Source organism: Pseudobacillus badius (assembly GCF_002189605.1).
GTDB classification, from domain to species: Bacteria; Bacillota; Bacilli; order Bacillales; family Domibacillaceae; genus Pseudobacillus; species Pseudobacillus badius.
In genome coordinates, this window is record NZ_MWMM01000001.1 from 233,129 (window position 1) to 251,305 (window position 18,177).

General features: G+C 43.8%; 18 protein-coding genes. 14 read left to right on the forward strand and 4 right to left on the reverse strand.

Annotation, left to right across the window (positions count from 1 at the left end; genetic code table 11):
* The first annotated feature begins 49 nt into the window (after nt 1-49).
* The 7 genes from dapD to B1A98_RS01150 all read left to right on the forward strand — a co-directional run bounded on the left by dapD (nt 50) and on the right by B1A98_RS01150 (nt 6,740).
* A complete protein-coding gene (dapD, locus tag B1A98_RS01120; RefSeq protein ID WP_041099685.1) occupies nt 50-760 on the forward strand; it encodes a 2,3,4,5-tetrahydropyridine-2,6-dicarboxylate N-acetyltransferase in 711 nt (236 codons plus the stop codon).
* Between the two features lie 163 nt (nt 761-923).
* Nucleotides 924-2,048: an N-acetyldiaminopimelate deacetylase gene (locus tag B1A98_RS01125; protein WP_063383425.1), complete on the forward strand. Its 1,125-nt coding sequence runs from the start codon at nt 924-926 to the stop codon at nt 2,046-2,048.
* Between the two features lie 324 nt (nt 2,049-2,372).
* The gene (gene ahpA, locus B1A98_RS01130) at nt 2,373-2,915 is read left to right on the forward strand and encodes a biofilm-specific peroxidase AhpA (protein WP_041099689.1); all 543 of its coding nucleotides are present in this window, start codon (nt 2,373-2,375) and stop codon (nt 2,913-2,915) included.
* Between the two features lie 90 nt (nt 2,916-3,005).
* On the forward strand, nt 3,006-3,461 hold the full coding sequence (locus B1A98_RS01135; protein ID WP_041099691.1) for a TlpA family protein disulfide reductase: 456 nt from the start codon (nt 3,006-3,008) through the stop codon (nt 3,459-3,461).
* 163 nt (nt 3,462-3,624) lie between these two features.
* Nucleotides 3,625-4,956 carry a cytochrome ubiquinol oxidase subunit I gene (locus tag B1A98_RS01140; protein WP_063383426.1) on the forward strand — a complete coding sequence of 444 codons (1,332 nt, stop codon included), beginning with the start codon at nt 3,625-3,627 and terminating at the stop codon, nt 4,954-4,956.
* A 23-nt stretch (nt 4,957-4,979) separates the two neighbouring features.
* The gene (locus B1A98_RS01145; protein WP_063383427.1) at nt 4,980-5,999 is read left to right on the forward strand and encodes a cytochrome d ubiquinol oxidase subunit II; all 1,020 of its coding nucleotides are present in this window, start codon (nt 4,980-4,982) and stop codon (nt 5,997-5,999) included.
* 78 nt (nt 6,000-6,077) lie between these two features.
* Entirely contained in the window at nt 6,078-6,740 is a 663-nt protein-coding gene (locus B1A98_RS01150; protein ID WP_041099697.1) for a potassium channel family protein, read from the forward strand.
* A gap of 285 nt (nt 6,741-7,025) precedes the next feature.
* On the opposite strand, the gene rnjA is transcribed toward B1A98_RS01150, so the two are convergent.
* Both rnjA and B1A98_RS01160 read right to left on the reverse strand, forming a co-directional pair.
* Nucleotides 7,026-8,693, reverse strand: coding sequence for a ribonuclease J1 (gene rnjA, locus B1A98_RS01155; RefSeq protein WP_041099699.1), 1,668 nt, complete (start codon nt 8,691-8,693; stop codon nt 7,026-7,028).
* 3 nt (nt 8,694-8,696) lie between these two features.
* Nucleotides 8,697-8,906: a DNA-dependent RNA polymerase subunit epsilon gene (locus B1A98_RS01160; protein WP_063383428.1), complete on the reverse strand. Its 210-nt coding sequence runs from the start codon at nt 8,904-8,906 to the stop codon at nt 8,697-8,699.
* A 531-nt stretch (nt 8,907-9,437) separates the two neighbouring features.
* Here B1A98_RS01160 and B1A98_RS01165 point away from each other — a divergent pair.
* A complete protein-coding gene (locus tag B1A98_RS01165) occupies nt 9,438-10,208 on the forward strand; it encodes a Cof-type HAD-IIB family hydrolase (RefSeq protein ID WP_063383429.1) in 771 nt (256 codons plus the stop codon).
* Between the two features lie 89 nt (nt 10,209-10,297).
* Here B1A98_RS01165 and def read toward each other — a convergent pair whose 3' ends face one another.
* The gene (gene def, locus B1A98_RS01170) at nt 10,298-10,852 is read right to left on the reverse strand and encodes a peptide deformylase (RefSeq protein WP_063383430.1); all 555 of its coding nucleotides are present in this window, start codon (nt 10,850-10,852) and stop codon (nt 10,298-10,300) included.
* A gap of 641 nt (nt 10,853-11,493) precedes the next feature.
* Between def and pdhA the strand changes: the two genes are divergently transcribed.
* The 5 genes from pdhA (at nt 11,494) to B1A98_RS01200 (ending at nt 16,849) form a co-directional block, all read left to right on the forward strand.
* Nucleotides 11,494-12,606: a pyruvate dehydrogenase (acetyl-transferring) E1 component subunit alpha gene (pdhA, locus tag B1A98_RS01180; RefSeq protein WP_041099707.1), complete on the forward strand. Its 1,113-nt coding sequence runs from the start codon at nt 11,494-11,496 to the stop codon at nt 12,604-12,606.
* A 3-nt stretch (nt 12,607-12,609) separates the two neighbouring features.
* Nucleotides 12,610-13,587 carry an alpha-ketoacid dehydrogenase subunit beta gene (locus B1A98_RS01185; protein WP_063383432.1) on the forward strand — a complete coding sequence of 326 codons (978 nt, stop codon included), beginning with the start codon at nt 12,610-12,612 and terminating at the stop codon, nt 13,585-13,587.
* Between the two features lie 112 nt (nt 13,588-13,699).
* The gene (locus tag B1A98_RS01190) at nt 13,700-15,058 is read left to right on the forward strand and encodes a dihydrolipoamide acetyltransferase family protein (protein ID WP_063383433.1); all 1,359 of its coding nucleotides are present in this window, start codon (nt 13,700-13,702) and stop codon (nt 15,056-15,058) included.
* 4 nt (nt 15,059-15,062) lie between these two features.
* Nucleotides 15,063-16,472, forward strand: a complete 1,410-nt coding sequence (lpdA, locus tag B1A98_RS01195; RefSeq protein WP_041099713.1) for a dihydrolipoyl dehydrogenase — start codon at nt 15,063-15,065, stop codon at nt 16,470-16,472.
* A 116-nt stretch (nt 16,473-16,588) separates the two neighbouring features.
* Nucleotides 16,589-16,849, forward strand: a complete 261-nt coding sequence (locus B1A98_RS01200; RefSeq protein WP_063383641.1) for a hypothetical protein — start codon at nt 16,589-16,591, stop codon at nt 16,847-16,849.
* A 41-nt stretch (nt 16,850-16,890) separates the two neighbouring features.
* Here B1A98_RS01200 and B1A98_RS01205 read toward each other — a convergent pair whose 3' ends face one another.
* The gene (locus B1A98_RS01205) at nt 16,891-17,760 is read right to left on the reverse strand and encodes a protein-glutamine gamma-glutamyltransferase (protein ID WP_063383434.1); all 870 of its coding nucleotides are present in this window, start codon (nt 17,758-17,760) and stop codon (nt 16,891-16,893) included.
* Between the two features lie 254 nt (nt 17,761-18,014).
* On the opposite strand from B1A98_RS01205, the gene B1A98_RS01210 reads away from it, so the two are divergent.
* On the forward strand, nt 18,015-18,140 hold the full coding sequence (locus B1A98_RS01210) for a GapA-binding peptide SR1P (protein WP_370511049.1): 126 nt from the start codon (nt 18,015-18,017) through the stop codon (nt 18,138-18,140).
* The last annotated feature ends 37 nt before the right edge of the window (nt 18,141-18,177 follow it).

Here is an 18,177-nt window from a genome sequence, read left to right on the forward strand (position 1 = left end):
TTTCAGTTTTTTTTCGCAATACATATGACTAATAGGAGGATTACATAGCATGAAAATGATGGATGCACATGAAATTATTTCTTTTATCAGCAACAGCACCAAATCTACGCCGGTGAAAGTATATGTGAAAGGCGAATTAGAAGGCATTGACTTCGGCCCTTCTGCGAAAACCTTTATTGAAGGCCGTTCGGGTGTAGTTTTTGGCGAGTGGTCAGAAATTTCTGAAGCCATTAAGCAAAATGAAGCAAAGGTTGAAGACTACGTGGTGGAAAATGACCGACGCAATTCTGCGATTCCGTTGCTTGATTTAAAAGGAATCAAAGCGCGTATTGAGCCAGGCGCTATTATTCGCGATCAAGTCGAAATTGGCGATAATGCGGTTATTATGATGGGCGCTTCTATCAATATCGGTTCCGTCATTGGCGAAGGCACTATGATTGACATGAATGCAGTGCTTGGCGGACGTGCTACAGTCGGGAAAAACTGTCATGTCGGTGCTGGCGCTGTATTGGCTGGAGTTATTGAGCCGCCTTCTGCCCAACCGGTGGTGCTTGAGGACGATGTATTAATCGGTGCCAATGCTGTGGTGCTTGAAGGAGTAAGAATCGGAAAAGGGTCTGTCGTGGCAGCCGGAGCTATCGTAACGAAAGATGTGCCGCCATTTTCAGTTGCTGCTGGCGCACCAGCAAGAGTGATTAAGGAAATTGATGACAAAACAAAGTCAAAAACGGAAATTATGCAGGAATTGCGCAAGCTGTAAACTGCCTGTGTCTGCGAAGGCCGGATTTCGTTAAGAAAAGAGAGAGGCTTGGTGAGAAACGGCTGCAGAAAGTAATGAGCATCGCAGATAAACGACATTTGTCAACAACTTGAAGCACGGGCTGTTTGCCCGTGCTTCTTTTTAAAGAAAGCGAGTGAAAAGAATGGCACAAAGTCCGTTTGTAACGATAAGAAGAGATCTTCATCAAATTCCGGAGCTGGGGTTTAAGGAACATAAGACGCAAGAATATATCCTTCAGTATATACACACGCTTCCCAAGGAACGGCTGGAGGTGAAAACATGGAAAACGGGTGTGCTGGTCAAGGTCAAAGGAAAAACAGGCCAGCGGACAATCGGATACCGGGCAGACATGGACGGACTGCCGATTGAAGAACAGACAGGTTTGCCGTTCCGCTCTTCCCGCCCAGGCATGATGCATGCTTGCGGGCATGATGTACATATGAGCATTGCCTTAGGAGTTCTCACTCATTTCGTTCACCATCCGATCGATCCAGACTTGCTGTTTCTATTCCAGCCGGCTGAAGAAGGTCCCGGCGGTGCAGAACCGATGATAGCAAGTGAAGAGATGAAAGAGTGGATGCCCGACGAAATATATGCTCTTCATGTGGCTCCTGAATATCCAGCCGGAACGATTGCGACCAAGCCGGGGTTGTTGTTTGCCAATACATCAGAATTGTTCATCGATTTAACTGGAAAAGGGGGTCACGCTGCCTTTCCGCATGAAACGAAGGATATGGTCGTGGCAGCCGCCCACTTAATTACTCAGCTGCAAACAGTCGTCTCAAGAAATATCAACCCGCTTGACAGTGCAGTGGTAACGATCGGCAAGCTGACGGGAGGGACTGTTCAAAATATTATTGCTGAAACCGCCCGAATCGAGGGAACGATCCGCACTCTATCAGCAGAATCGATGCAGAAGGTGAAGAAACGGATTGAAGCCCTTGTACAGGGAATTGAAATGGGCTTTGAATGTACAGCCGCTATTGATTATGGCTGCAATTATTATCAAGTGGACAATGATCCTGCTGTCACGGAGCGGTTTATTTCGTTTATGAAGAGCCAGGAAGACATTGAGCTTGTCGTATGCAAGGAGGCCATGACAGGAGAAGATTTCGGTTATATGCTGAAGGAAATTCCCGGGCTGATGTTTTGGCTGGGAGTAGGTTCTGATTATGGTTTGCATCATGCAAAGATGAATCCGGATGAAAAGGCAATTGAAGCGGGGATCCAAGCGGTATCAAAGTATTTCCAATCGCTTTCTTTCTAGCTGGAGCGGATAAGCAACAACGGGATAGGCTCCGCTTTCCTTATGATAGCTGTAAAGGTTATTATTTGGTTGGAAGGCAAGATCATGTTACACTGGGTATAAATGATACCGTTTAAAAAAATACCATCAGGGAATAACAGTAAAGGGTGTTTTTAAGCTTGTCTGCTTATCGTTTATACTTATTTCTTTTTTAAAATTATTATAAACAATAGTTGACGTAAATACTTATATCTTTTATAATAATAAGTGTGATAAGGAAAGTAATTGAGAATACTCTTTTACTTTCTCATTTATAAAGAATTCTATTTTGGAGGGATTTTACTAATGGCAGAACGCATGGTAGGAAAACAAGCTCCACGTTTTGAAATGGACGCAGTATTGGCAAACAAGGAGTTTGGAAAAGTAAGTCTTGAAGAAAACATGAAAAACGGCAAATGGACAGTATTGTTCTTCTATCCAATGGACTTTACTTTCGTATGCCCAACAGAAATCACTGCCCTATCTGACCGCTATGATGAGTTCGAAGATTTAGATGCCGAAGTAATTGGCGTATCTACAGACACAATCCATACTCACTTAGCATGGATCAATACAGACCGCAAAGACAACGGACTTGGCGATCTTAAATATCCATTAGCTGCTGATACAAACCATATTGTGTCTCGCGACTACGGCGTGTTAATTGAAGAAGAAGGCGTGGCGCTTCGCGGCTTGTTCATCATTAACCCAGAAGGCGAACTTCAATACCAAGTAGTAAACCATAACAACATTGGCCGTGACGTAGATGAAACTCTTCGCGTGCTTCAAGCGCTTCAAACAGGCGGACTTTGCCCTGCGAACTGGAAGCCAGGTCAAAAAACTCTGTAAGAGATTTTACACAATTGAAAGTAATAAATTGTACAGGCCTAACGGATTTTGTTAGGCCTTTTTTGGAAATAACAAGGGAGGCTGTTTTTAATGAAGTTAAGAGAACCAATGCCAGAATTAGAAGGAGCTACTGCCTGGTTGAATGGCGAAGTGACGAAATCTGAGTTGGTTGGCGAAAAACCAACATTGATTCATTTCTGGTCAATCAGCTGCCATTTATGTAAAGAGGCTATGCCGAAAGTAAATGAATTCCGCGATGAATACAGTGATAAGCTGAACGTAGTCGCTGTGCATATGCCTCGTTCCGAGGATGATCTGGACCTTGAAAAAATTAAAGCCGTGGCTGAAGAACATGGCATTACACAGCCGATTTTTGTAGACAGCGAGCACAAATTGACAGAAGCGTTTGAAAACCAATACGTTCCTGCTTATTATGTGTTTGATAAAGACGGCAACCTTCGCCATTTCCAAGCAGGAGGAAGCGGAATGAAGATGCTTGAGAAACGCGTGAACCGTGTTCTGGATGAAATGGAAAAAGAAGCTTAATTACAAAAAAAGCCAGCCGATGAGCTGGTTTTTTATTAAAGAGAGTTTGTGAAAACAGTCACAAAATCTTCAAGAAGCTTTCTTTCTTTCCTCATAGCGGACGTTTAGAATGGAGAGAACAGGCAAAATACATTCAATACTAAAAAATTGGGGAGGTCTCTTTATGGAACTGGATAGTGTCATGCTCAGCCGAATGCTGACTTCAATGACATTGGCATTTCACATCATTTTCGCTACCATCGGCGTAGGGGTCCCTATTATGATTTCTATCGCTGAATTCATAGGCATTAAAAGAAATGACCCTTATTATCTATTGTTGGCGCGACGCTGGGCGCGCGGCTTTACGATTACGGTAGCGGTTGGTGTGGTGACAGGAACGGCCATTGGCCTTCAGCTCTCGCTCCTTTGGCCGAGCTTTATGGAGGTAGCCGGCCAAGTGATTGCCCTGCCTTTATTTATGGAAACCTTTGCTTTTTTCTTTGAAGCTATTTTTCTCGGTATATATTTATATACTTGGGACCGGTTTAAAAATCGAATGACACACTGGCTGTTGACCATTCCGGTAATGATTGGGTCTTCCGCCTCCGCCTTGTTTATTACAACTGTCAACTCTTTCATGAATACACCGCAAGGATTTGAGTTGGAAGGCGGAAAAGCGGTAAATATTGATCCGATAGCTGCTATGTTCAACCCGGCTACCCCTTCGAAGGTTTTTCACGTATTAACGACATCTTATATGACTGCCGCTGCTGTGCTTGCCGCTATAGCCGCCTTCGCTATTATTAGAGGGAAGCGGAGTGAATATGAAAGAAAGGCTTTGCGCCTGACGATGATTTGCACCTTTATTTTTTCGATCCTTACTGCAGTGGCGGGGGATGTGTCCGCCAAGTTCCTGGCTGAAGTGCAGCCGGAAAAACTGGCCGCTGCCGAGTGGCATTTTGAAACAGAAGAAGGGGCTGACTTGATCTTATTCGGTACGCTGGACGAAAATAACGAAATAAAATATGAACTCCGGTTGCCGAAGTTTTTAAGCTTTTTAGCTGGTAACTCATTCGATACGAAGGTTATTGGGCTGAACGAATTTCCAGAAGATGAGCGGCCGCCGCTATGGGTGCATTACATGTTTGACCTTATGGTGTCCATCGGCTTTTTCGTTCTTGCCGTTTCCGGCATCTACATTTTACTGGATAAGCTCAAACGGTTTAATCAGCTGAATAAGCCATTGCTGTGGATGATTGTTGCATCCGGCCCGCTGGCGATGCTGGCAATTGAATTTGGCTGGATTTACGCTGAAGTAGGACGTCAGCCATGGATATTGAGAGGGTATATGAAAGTATCAGAGGCTGCCACTACAGGTGACGGTGTTGGGCTCACGTTTATCTTGTTTGCTCTTCTTTATCTGGTGCTCGGAGTGATTTGCGTCTTTGTATTGATTCGCATGTTTAAAAATACGCCGGCAGAAGCTGAACTGGAACAGCGCTTCCCGAACCTTTGATTATGTAGAGGAGGATGAGAGAAATGAATTTAGAACTTCTCGGCATTACGGTTCTATGGACATTTTTATACGGCTATTTGATCGTTGCGTCCATTGATTTCGGTGCCGGCTTTTTCGCTTATTACGGAAAAATCACAAAGAAAGATCATTTAATTAATGATTTAATTTCCAGATACCTATCGCCGGTTTGGGAAGTAACAAATGTTTTCTTTGTGTTTTTCTTTGTAGGAATTGTCGGCTTTTTTCCAAGCACGGCTTACTATTTTGGAACCGCCCTGCTGATTCCGGGCAGCATCGCCATTATTTTGCTGGCGATTCGCGGGTCATTTTATGCGTTTAATAATTACGGTTCCCGCAACAGCACGGTTTATTTATTTTTGTACGGGGCGACAGGGCTGCTGATTCCGGCTTCGCTGTCTACTGCGCTGACCATTTCTGAAGGCGGATTTTTAAAAGTGGAAAACGACAAAGTTGTGTTTCTTGCGAAAGAATTGTTTGCGAGCCCCTATTCCTGGAGCGTAGTTGCTTTGTCTATCGTGTCCGTTTTATTTATTAGTGCGGCGTTTTTAACGTACTATGCTGATCGGGCTAACGATAGGGGAGCGCGGGCGATTTTGCGCAAATTTGCTTTGTTGTGGAGTCCGCCGACAATTGTTGCCAGCCTTTTAGTGTTTGTTTCGCTGCGCGAGCATAATCCTGTCCACTTTAACAAGGCTGTCAGCGAATATTGGTGGATGTTTGCCCTATCACTTATTTGCTTTATGATCGCTTCTTATTTGATTTATTTGAAAAGAAATTTTGGAACCGCGTTTATATTCGTTATGCTGCAATTTTTCTTTGCCTTTTTCGGCTACGGTGCCTCCCACTTGCCTTACATTTTGTACCCGCATGTGGTTTTGCACGAAAGCGTCACGAATGAAACGATGGCTGTGGCTCTTGTTATAGTCTTTGTGCTAGGGTTACTGCTGCTTGTTCCTTCCTTGTATTTGCTGATGAAGCTCTTTTTGTTCGATGCCGATTATGTAAAAGGAAAAAAACAGTAAGCAGGCTATCGTACAGCCAGGCCTTCTATGATAGAATGATCAAGTAATGAACTTCGATGAACTAGTGGAGGAATTCATGTGAAAAAAGAGTTTGTGGTAATAGGGCTTGGTCGTTTCGGCGGCAGTATATGCCGCGCGCTTTCGGAGCAAGGGATGGAAGTTATGGCGATCGATGTCGATGAAGACCGCGTGAATGAATTTGCAGCTATTGCCTCACATGCCGTTGTAGCTGATACAACCGATGAGTCGGTGTTAAAAAGTCTGGGCATCCGCAATTTTGACCATGTAATTGTAGCGATTGGGGATGATATCCAATCCAGTATTCTAACAACCTTAATGTTGAAGGAAATTGGTGTGAAAAAAGTTACGGCAAAAGCACAAAATGACTACCATGAAAAAGTGCTCAGAAAAATTGGCGCCGATCATGTCGTTCATCCGGAGCGTGATATGGGGCGCAGAATTGCCCACAATATGATCTCTAACAATGTACTGGATTACTTAGAGCTGTCTGACGAGCATTCGATTATGGAGATTGTAGCAAATAGAGTGCTTGCAGGAAATTCATTAATTGATTTAGATATCCGCGCGAGATATGGCATTAATATAGTTGCCATTAAGAGAGGCCGGGAAATTCTTGTTTCTCCTCAAGCAGACGAAAAAATAGAAGAAGGGGATATCTTAATCGTCATTGGTGCAGATTCTGATATTAACCGTTTTGAACAAAAAGTAATGAACGCTTAATTTTCAACGATCCAGCGTGCGGCTGGATCTTTCAGGCTGTGGGTAAACTTCGATTTCCATCGAAGTTTACCTGCAGCTTTTTTATTTTGCTGGCGGCCGGGAACGGATGATCTTCATTCGCAGCGGGCGATGAGCCCGAAGAAGATGGACAGCTGGCCTTGACCATACCCAAAAAGGTTCCCAATCCGCTGCTTGGACAATTTTTCCTTCAACCTCCAACCAAAATTAAAAAGGGGCTGTCCCTTAATAGGCTGATGGGACGGCCCCTTGCATAGACTGATTGAGTTATACTTCCATGATAATTGGAAGGATCATTGGACGGCGCTTTGTTTTTTCATACAGAAACGGAGAAAGCGTGTCAATGATTTCATTTTTGATCTCTGACCATTGGGTCGTTTTCTGGCTGAGCATGCGGTGAATATGCTTGTTGAGCATGCTTTGCGCCTCGTAAATTAAATCGCCTGATTCGCGCATGTAGACAAACCCGCGCGAAATAATGTCAGGACCTGCTTCCACTTTATATGTTTCCATATTGATGCTTACCACTACAATCACAAGTCCTTCTTCAGAAAGAATGCGGCGGTCGCGCAAAACAATATTGCCGATGTCGCCAATGCCGCTTCCGTCAATATAAACCGAGCCTGAAGGAATTTTGCCGGCAAGCTGGGCAGAGTCTTTGCTAAGCGCCAGAACTTCTCCGTTGTCCATAATAAAGCAGTGATCTTCCGGAACACCGCAATCGACAGCCAGCTGAGCGTGCATCTTTTGCATCCGGTATTCTCCGTGAATAGGCATGAAGAATTTAGGTTTAATCAAGCGCAGCATCAATTTTTGTTCTTCTTGGCTTCCGTGGCCTGATGTATGGATGTTGCTCAGTGAACCATGGATGACATCAGCCCCCGCACGGAAAAGAGAATTAATCGTACGGTTGACGCTGATCGTATTGCCTGGGATCGGCGATGAAGAGAAAACGACTGTGTCGCCGGGCTGAATCTGAATTTGCCGGTGCGTTCCATTGGCAATTCTGGAAAGAGCAGCCATCGGTTCTCCTTGGCTTCCTGTACAAAGAATCGTTACTTGGTGAGCCGGCAGACGATTCAGCTGCTGGTTATCAACGAACGTATCTTTTGGACAGCGAATATAACCTAAATCTTGTCCAATATTAATGGCTGCTTCCATGCTTCGCCCGAATACAGCTACTTTTCGGCCGTTTTCTACAGCTGCCTCTACAACTTGCTGAAGCCGGTGGATATTAGATGCAAATGTAGCAAAAATGATACGGCCTTCCACTTTTCTAAAGATGTCTTGAATGCTTTCGCCTACCCGGCGCTCAGACATTGTGAAGTTTGGCACTTCGCTGTTCGTGCTGTCGGAAAGGAGGCAAAGCACTCCTTCTTTGCCGATCTCAGCCATTTTCGTTAAGTTCGCCGGCTCGCCGACTGGTGTGAAGTCGAATTTGAAGTCACCTGTGTGTACAATGTTTCCCGAAGGAGTCTTAACGACAATGCCGTAGGAGTCTGGAATGCTGTGAGTGGTACGGAAGAACGTCACAGATGTTTTTCTGAATTTGATGACGTCATCTTCATGGATTTCATGCATCCTTGTTTGGCGCAGCAGGCCATGCTCTTCCAGCTTGTTCTTAATTAAGCCAAGGGCTAATTTTCCGCCATAGATTGGCACATTTACTTGCCGGAGCAAATAAGGGATGCCGCCAATATGGTCTTCGTGTCCGTGAGTGATAAATAAGCCTTTGATCTTATCGGCATTTTTTTCTAAGTACGTATAGTCTGGGATGACATAATCAATGCCGAGCAATTCATCTTCCGGGAATTTAATTCCGGCATCAATTAAGATAATTTCATCCTGGAATTGTACCGCATAGGTGTTTTTTCCGATTTCACCCAAACCGCCAAGGGCAAAAACGGCTGTTTGATCATTTTTAACAGCTTTCATAAGTTAGAGCTTCTCCAATCGGTAATTTGGCGATTGTTGTTCGTAAGCTAAATATGGTCCTTCAATCGCTTGGACGTATTCAATGTTATAAGGGCGGTTTTTTAATGCCTGACGTACTTCCCGTTCCGAAGCCGCTTCTGCATAAAGGGCTTTCGTGTTTTCGCGTATAGTCACTTCACTTCTGTTTTCTTGATAGTACACTTTAAAGATCATTTGTTTCTCTCCTTGTCCGGTTAATATATCAAAACTGTGCACCTGAAAGGATCAGGGGACAGCTCCTCTCCTGTGTTTAAGACTGCCTGGGAGGCAGTCAGCTTTGCTTTTCTTTATTATAAAGAATGTTTGCTATTTTTTCATGTTTTTCATATTCTTGCTTTCATTTAGATAGGAATAGACGAAAGTGATCATATTTATACACAAAGACAGCCCTTCATAAAGGAAGGGCTACACCATTCTTTATTATGCGATTGATTTTCTTCTGAGCATATCTCTCCACTGTTTGACAAGCTTCTTTTTTAGCTTCTTTAACATAGTGGATCACTCCTTACTGTTATTTTACCATAAGTTTGTATAAATAAAAAGGGGAACGGGAGGGTGCTGCCCAATACTTATTTGTTAGTATGAGTAAAGACGGTTTTAATTAGGCGTGGTAATAAACACCAAAGGAACGGTGCCTCGTTGACTTTCATCAGAAGTTGGGATAGCTTTGAGAAGGAATATGTACAGGGAAGAGGAGTTGTTTGTATGGCGAAAATCGTATTTTTTGATATAGATGGAACGTTGCTGGATGAAGAGAAGCAGCTGCCGGCAAAGACGAAAGAGGCTGTTCAGCTGTTGAGGGAAAAAGGGGTCTATACAGCGATTGCCACAGGACGGGCACCGTTTATGTTTGCTGATTTGCGGAAAGAACTTGATATCCATTCCTTTGTCAGCTTTAATGGCCAATATGTTGTCTTTGAAGATGAGGTCATCTATTTAAACCCGCTTGCCGCTGACTCATTGGACAAACTAAATGAATATGCAGCCGAGCAAGGGCATTCGCTTGTCTATATGGATGGAGAAGTAATGAAGGCTAACCGGCCTGATGACGCCTACGTCAATGAAAGTATTTCTACGCTGAAATTCCCTTATCCTGAGGTAAATCCAGATTTTTATAAAGAAAAAGAGCTTTACCAGACACTCGTTTTTTGTGAAGAAAAAGAGGAGGAAAGCTACCGTGAACAATTCCCGGAATTCTCATTTGTCCGCTGGCATCCTTATTCTCTTGATGTTTTGCCTGCAGGAGGTTCGAAGGCGGAAGGAATTAAAAAAATGATGGAGCGGCTGGAATTCAAGCGAGAAGATATTTACGCTTTCGGTGACGGGTTAAATGATATTGAAATGCTGGAATTTGCAGGTACAGGAGTGGCAATGGGGAATGCGCTTCCGCCGGTCAAAGAAATGGCCGACATGGTAACAGAGGATGTAGCCGAAGACGGCATTTATCTTGCCCTTAAAAAACTGTCGCTTCTATAGAAAATAAAAAACTCGCGGATGCTAATTAAAGCAGCCGCGAGTTTTTTATTCAGTTGCTCGAGAGCAGTCTGTTCTCCCTTATCTAACAGTTAACGTTCAATAGGCGAAGACCCTTCTGGCACAGTAAAAGGATTCTGTGGATCAATATGATCATAAAACATTACGCCGTTTAGATGGTCAATTTCATGCTGAGCAACAATAGCAGGAAGGCCTTTTAAGCGCAGCTTTAGTTCGTTCCCGTCAGCATCCAGTGCTTTTATTGTCACACGTGCATATCTGTGTACATATCCAGGGACATCCCTGTCTACTGATAAGCAGCCTTCTCCAGAAACGAGATAAGCCTTTTCCACAGAATGGCTCATGATTTTCGGATTAATCAGGGCATGACTGATTAAGTCACCGTGTTCATCATGGACTTGGATGGCAATGATTCGTTTAGACAGGCCGATTTGCGGAGCTGCCAGGCCAACGCCAGGCCGCAATCCAAACTTTTGGGCGATTTCAGGATCTTGGCTATTTTGCACATATTCAAGCAAATTTTTAGCGGTTTTCTTATCTTCCTCACTTAACGGCAGAGTGACATCCGCCGCTTTTTCTCTTAGCACGGGATGACCTTCCCGGACAATATCTTTCATTGTAATCATAATGCGTACCTTCTTTCCTTGAACCAATGTCTACAGACAGTTTATCAAAAAAACAATCCGTTGTTAACGGAACAGCCCGCTGTTTTGGAAGAATAAAGGAGATGTGGAAGAAAAGTAAGCGTCAATCATGCTTGGAAAAAGCAGCCGTGCCTATCAAAGGGGAGAGAATGAAATCGCCGGCGCCAGAAATGGCGAAAAGCGGGCAGGCAGATGTTAAACAAATAGAGGAGCAGGAACCGGTAAATTTTCCGGTTTTTTTTCTTTTTCAAAGGGAAAGGATATACATGTACAAATGCACAAAAGCGATTTTGAGAAAAACTACTCTATAACAGTTGCGAAAAATAAGTTTTTTTATAGTACAGATATTTTTAGTGCAGTAATACAGTTTTAATGAAAAGGATTGTGGAAAAACAACAACCCCCTGTTTGGCAAGGTAAATTTGTTTGACTTTCAGCTAGCCGATATTATAGACTTATCTCTGTAAACAAGTTGTTGTACTAGTGCATATGAATAAATAACTAGTACAGTATTGACGATAAATCATCCCATCTGAAGAAATCGTGCCACAGAGAAGATTGCAGGATGGCTTGTTGAGGCAGGAAGATCAGGCACAATAAAAAGAGAAAGGATAGGTGGCTTTCATGAGTGCTAAAAAGAAGGCACAATTTGATGCAAAAAAGACACTTGAAATGATTGAAGACCAATTTGAAATGGTCCAGATTTTAAACGAAGAGGGCAAAATTGTTAATGAACAAGCAATGCCTGACTTAACAGATGAACAATTAGAAGAGCTGATGACGCGCATGGTGTACACGCGTATTCTTGATCAGCGTTCTATTTCATTAAACCGCCAAGGGCGCCTCGGCTTCTACGCGCCAACAGCCGGTCAGGAAGCTTCTCAAATTGCTTCTCACTTTGCTTTGGAAAAAGAAGACTGGATTTTGCCGGGTTACCGCGATGTTCCGCAAATCGTTTGGCATGGCCTTCCTTTATACCAAGCCTTTTTGTTCTCCCGCGGGCATTATCATGGAAACCAAGTGCCTGAAGGCTTGAACATCCTGGCACCGCAAATTATTATCGGAGCTCAATATATCCAAAATGCCGGTGTGGCGCTTGGACTTAAGAAGCGAGGCAAAAAAGCAGTAGCAGTTACATATACAGGAGACGGAGGTTCCTCACAAGGGGATTTCTATGAAGGCATTAACTTTGCGGGTGCGTTTAATGCTCCTGCGATTTTCATTGTCCAAAACAACCAATTTGCTATCTCAACGCCGCGCGATAAACAAACCGCGGCAAAAACGATTGCCCAAAAAGGAATCGCTGCGGGCTTGCCAAGCGTACAAGTAGACGGAATGGACCCGCTGGCTGTTTATGCTGTTACGCGTGAAGCCCGCGAGCGTGCCTTAAACGGCGAAGGACCAACTCTTATCGAAACTATGTGTTACCGTTACGGCCCGCATACCATGGCAGGGGACGATCCGACACGTTATCGTACGAATGATATGGATACTGAGTGGGAGAAGAAAGATCCGCTTGTTCGCTTCCGCAAGTATCTCGAAGGCAAGGGTCTATGGAATGAAGAAAAAGAAACAGCTGTGATTGAACGGGCAAAAGAAGAAATCAAAGCAGCAATTAAAAAAGCGGATGAAACACCGAAGCAAAAAGTAACCGATTTAATGGTTCATATGTACGAAGAAATGCCTGCAAATTTAAAAGAACAGTATGAAATCTATAAAGAGAAGGAGTCGAAGTAAGCCATGGCGCAAATGACAATGATCCAAGCTATTACGGACGCTCTGCGCACAGAACTGAAGAACGATGAAAATGTATTGGTCTTTGGGGAAGACGTTGGAGTGAATGGAGGGGTTTTCCGGGCAACGGAGGGTCTCCAAAAAGAATTCGGTGAAGACCGTGTATTTGATACACCGCTTGCTGAATCCGGGATTGGCGGGCTTGCTGTTGGACTTGCTCTTGAAGGCTTCCGTCCGGTTCCTGAAATTCAATTTTTTGGTTTCGTATATGAAGTAATGGATTCTATCAGTGGCCAATTAGCCCGCCTTCGTTATCGCTCAGGCGGCAGCTATGCGGCACCGGTAACGATTCGCTCTCCATTTGGAGGCGGCGTTTATACACCGGAACTTCATGCTGACAGCTTAGAAGGGCTTGTTGCTCAACAGCCAGGCTTGAAGGTTGTTATTCCATCTTCCCCTTATGATGCAAAGGGCTTGTTAATTTCTGCTATTCGTGACAATGATCCGGTTATTTTCCTTGAGCATATGAAATTATACCGCTCTTTCCGTCAAGAAGTGCCGGAAGAAGAGTACACAATTCCGCTTGGAAAAGCCGAAGTGAAGCGGGAAGGAAAAGATCTTTCCATCATTACTTACGGGGCAATGGTTCATGAGTCGATCAAAGCAGCAGAAGAACTGGAAAAAGAAGGCTATTCTGTAGAAGTGATCGATCTTCGGACGATCCAGCCTCTAGATACGGATACTATCGTTGCATCTGTGGAAAAAACAGGACGTGCTATTGTAGTTCAGGAAGCTCAGAAGCAAGCGGGAATCGCGGCACATGTGGTAGCGGAAATTAATGACCGGGCCATTTTAAGCTTGGATGCCCCTGTTTTGCGCGTCGCTGCTCCGGATACAGTTTATCCATTTTCACAAGCTGAACCAGTATGGCTTCCAAACTTCAAGGACGTTATCGAAACAGCGAAAAAAGTGCTTGAATTTTAATCACAAGTAGAGGGCAGGACAGATGATCTCAGGTTTATGGCAAATAGACTTGGGATCTCTCCTCATCTAACGGTTGTGAACAGAATGAACTTCAATTAGGAGGGTGAAGACTTTGGCATTTGAATTTAGATTACCTGATATCGGTGAAGGTATTCACGAAGGCGAAATCGTCAAATGGTTTGTAAAACCTGGCGACAAAATTGAAGAGGATGACATCCTCTGCGAAGTGCAGAATGATAAAGCAGTCGTTGAAATCCCTTCCCCTGTTACAGGAACAGTAGAAGATGTATTAGTGAGTGAAGGAACGGTAGCGGTTGTCGGCGATGTGCTTGTGAAAATCGACGCTCCTGGTTATGAAGATTTACAATTTAAAGGCCATGGGGATGAAGAGGAAAAAACAGAAGCACAAGTTCAATCAACAGCAGAAGCCGGCCAGGATATGAAAAAAGAAGAAGTGCCTGTCCAAAAAGAAGAAACCACAGGAGCAGGTGCTCAGCCGGCAGCTCAAGAAGCAAATGTAGACCCAGACCGCCGCATCGTAGCCATGCCGTCTGTTCGCAAATATGCGCGCGATAACGGCGTAGATATTCGCCAAGTAGCGGGCTCAGGCAAGAACGGCCGTGTGCTGAAAGAGGATATTGACAGCTTTATCGCCGGCGGCCAGAAAGCTCCAGAAGAGCCGGCCGCAAAGCAAGAAGCTGTATCTGCTGCTGAACAGACAGCGGACAAAGCGAAGACTGCTGCCGCCCCTGTTATTCCGGAGGGCGAATTCCCGGAAACACGCGAAAAAATGAGCGGTATCCGCAAAGCGATTGCGAAAGCGATGGTTCATTCGAAGCATACAGCTCCGCATGTTACTTTGATGGATGAAGTGGAAGTATCTAAGCTGTGGGCTCACCGCAAGAAGTTCAAAGCAGTGGCTGAGGAAAAAGGAATTAAGTTAACCTTCCTTCCATATGTGGTAAAAGCTTTAACAAGCGCGCTTCGTGAATATCCGGCTTTAAATACGTCACTCGATGACAGTACCGATGAAATTGTTCACAAGCATTATTACAATATCGGTATCGCAGCTGATACAGATAAAGGACTGCTTGTTCCAGTTTTGAAAAATGCTGACCGCAAATCTATGTTTACGATTTCAAATGAAATTAATGAACTGGCAACTAAGGCACGCGATGGCAAGCTTTCGCCAGCTGAAATGAAAGGCGCATCTTGCACCATTACGAATATTGGTTCTGCCGGCGGACAATGGTTTACTCCAGTAATTAACCATCCGGAAGTGGCTATTTTAGGGATTGGCCGAATTGCTGAAAAACCAGTTGTAAAAAATGGTGAAATTATAGCCGCACCTGTGTTAGCATTATCATTGAGCTTTGACCACCGAATGATTGATGGGGCAACAGCTCAAAATGCGCTTAACCATATTAAGCGTTTATTAAATGATCCAGAACTTTTATTAATGGAGGCGTAATGCAATGGTAGTAGGAGATTTCGCAATCGAAACTGATACGATAGTTATCGGGGCAGGCCCAGGAGGATACGTAGCAGCTATTCGTGCTGCACAGCTTGGACAAAAAGTAACGATCGTTGAAAAAGGAGAACTAGGCGGTGTTTGTTTGAACGTCGGCTGTATTCCTTCTAAAGCGTTGCTTACAGCTGCGCATCGTTATGAGCAAGCGAAACATTCAGACGATATGGGAATTGTAGCGGAAAACGTTACAGTTAATTTTGAAAAAGTCCAAGAATGGAAAGCCAGCGTAGTGAAAAAGCTGACTGGCGGAGTAGAAGGGCTGTTAAAAGGAAACAAAGTGGAAATCGTTCGCGGTGAAGCGTACTTTGTTGATGCGAATACACTCCGTGTCATGAATGAAAATTCAGCTCAAACATATAAATTTAAACATGCAATTGTAGCAACCGGTTCTCATCCGATTGAAATCCCTAACTTTAAATTTTCTGAGCGGGTTCTTAACTCAACAGGTGCTTTGGCGCTAAAAGAAGTTCCAGCAAAAATGGTAGTAGTCGGCGGCGGTTATATTGGCGCGGAATTATCTACTGCTTATGCAAACCTTGGAACAGAAGTAACTATTCTTGAGGGAGCTAATGAGATTTTAAACGGCTTTGAAAAGCAAATGTCCGCTCTTGTTAAGCGCAACCTGAAGAAAAAAGGTGTAACAATGGTTACAAAAGCAATGGCCAAGTCTGCGGAAGAAACAGAAAATGGCGTAGTTGTAACATATGAAGCAGGAGGCAAAGAAGAGAAAGTCGAAGCTGATTATGTACTTGTAACAGTTGGCCGCAAGCCAAATACAGAAGAGCTTGGCCTTGAGCAAGCGGGCGTTAAAATCACAGATCGCGGTTTAATTGAAATCGATAAGCAATGCCGGACAAGCGTACCGAATATTTACGCGATTGGGGACATCGTACAAGGTCCTCCATTGGCGCATAAAGCTTCTTACGAAGGAAAGATTGCGGCAGAAGCGATTGCCGGCGAGCGTTCTGAAATTGATTATTTAGCCATCCCAGCGGTTTGCTTTACTGAGCCTGAATTGGCTACTGTCGGCTATACAGAAGCAGAGGCTAAAGAAGAAGGCATGGAGATTGTCGCAGCTAAATTCCCATTTGCAGCGAACGGCCGTGCATTAGCTCTTAACAGCACAGATGGTTTCGTGAAGCTTGTCACACGCAAAGAAGACGGCTTGATCGTCGGTGCCCAAATTGCTGGCTCCGGTGCATCTGATATGATTGCTGAGCTCGGTCTTGCTATTGAAGCAGGCATGACAGCAGAAGATGTGGCTATGACGATTCATGCGCATCCAACGCTAGGAGAAATTTCTATGGAAGCAGCAGAAGTAGCTCTTGGCACACCGATCCATATTGTAAAATAATTAGACAAAAATAGAACTGTCTCCATGACAGTTCTATTTTTTTATTTGTTTAGTTAAGAATTTATCCTTCTAGCCATAAGCTGTAATAAGAAGCAAAAAAGATGGGCGGAGAGGGTATGAGCTATTATATCGTATTCGTGTTGCACTTCATGATTTGGAGCTTTTATACGTTGGCAGCCTGGCTGTCGAAAGGAGATTCCAAAACCTTTCAGGGGCTGTTATTCATTGTTTTTTTCTATATATGTATGCTGGCAGCTGAAAAAATACTGTGTTCTCAAAGAAGGGGGTTTTTTGTTACACTTTCCACCTTGTTTTTTTATTGGACAGGCAAGCTGGCAGTTGATCCGCTGCTTCATTTATTAGCCGCTTCTTTTTAAGCAGGGACAGGCGAAGGCTGGCGGTACAAAAACCCGTTCTTTTAGGAGAACGGGTTTTTGGGTACGGCTTGATTGTAGACTTTTCTTAAATAAGTTACATAACGGTTGAATGAAATCGAGCTTCTATTATGATGGATCACAGTGATATGAAGTTTATAATCAGAGTTATTTCGAGGCGTGATCGCCAGCTGTGCGAGATGTTTAAAAGCCGGTCTTGTAGCTGAAGGAAGCAAATAAGCTGATTGATTGCTTCCTGGTACTCTTTGCCTATTTAAAGATTGAATCATTTGATCAGCGGTTCTGATCCCCGCTCCATGTCCAAAAAATGCCCCATTCTCCAGGACAACGGCGTTTTCACCTCTCCACCACGGGGTTTCGGGGGAAAAGTCAGGGTTTTTAAAGTAGACAACATCCCCGGGCAGGAAACGGCTGACAGAAACGGTCTTTAATCCGAGATCGGGATCAGCGTGCCAGCTGTATAAGTAAAGGCGCGGAAATATCTGATTAAATAACTGTGCGCCTATGCTGTTTAACAAGGCATGGTAATAAATAATTATAGTAGCTGTCGCGCACTCAAAGGCATAAAGCGAGCTGTTCCTATAAATATCTTCAATCGCTTCAGAAGCTTGAACTCCATGCCTGAGAAGAAACCCGCCGGCGCTTGTCAATTGCCAGTAATAAGGGTTGCAGCGTGAGTCTGTAAAAGTGGCAAAATGTGCTTCGCTTTCGTTCATTAAATGGGCGCTTCTGACAATGTTTTTTCGCAGGGCCAATTCAAAGGAGAGCTCATTCATAGACGAATACGAATAAACAGCTGAATCCTCATGCATTTGTTGGGCGATGAGGTTTTCAAGGCTTCCGGGGGGCCAGGTGTCAAGCTGTTGTAAGTTCGTTCCTGATAGTTGAATCATCATCTTCCCTCATTCCAAATGTCATAATCGTTCATCCTACTACCTAATGTATTTGGTCTTCTTTTTAATATGTATATAAGCGAAAATCTCTTCTAATTACTAGGCTGATATGAATGAAAGGGAAAATATAGATTATTTGCTCATACTTTTCTCTTATTAGTTAAATGTGTTATACAATTTAAGGTTGAAAAAAGAATTGTGTTATATTATTATAGATTTAACTTAAAAAAACGTTGACTAAATGGTTGAAAGGAATGGAGAATGTGGGCACAATTGTTTGCAAATCGTGTTTAAGTACGATCGAATATTTTGAAGACGATAAGGTTTCTGTGGCTTATTCGCACTGTGGGTGTGAGGAAGAAGTCGAATTAGACGATTGAGCGGTCTCTATATTAGCTGATGAATGAAAAAACCGGA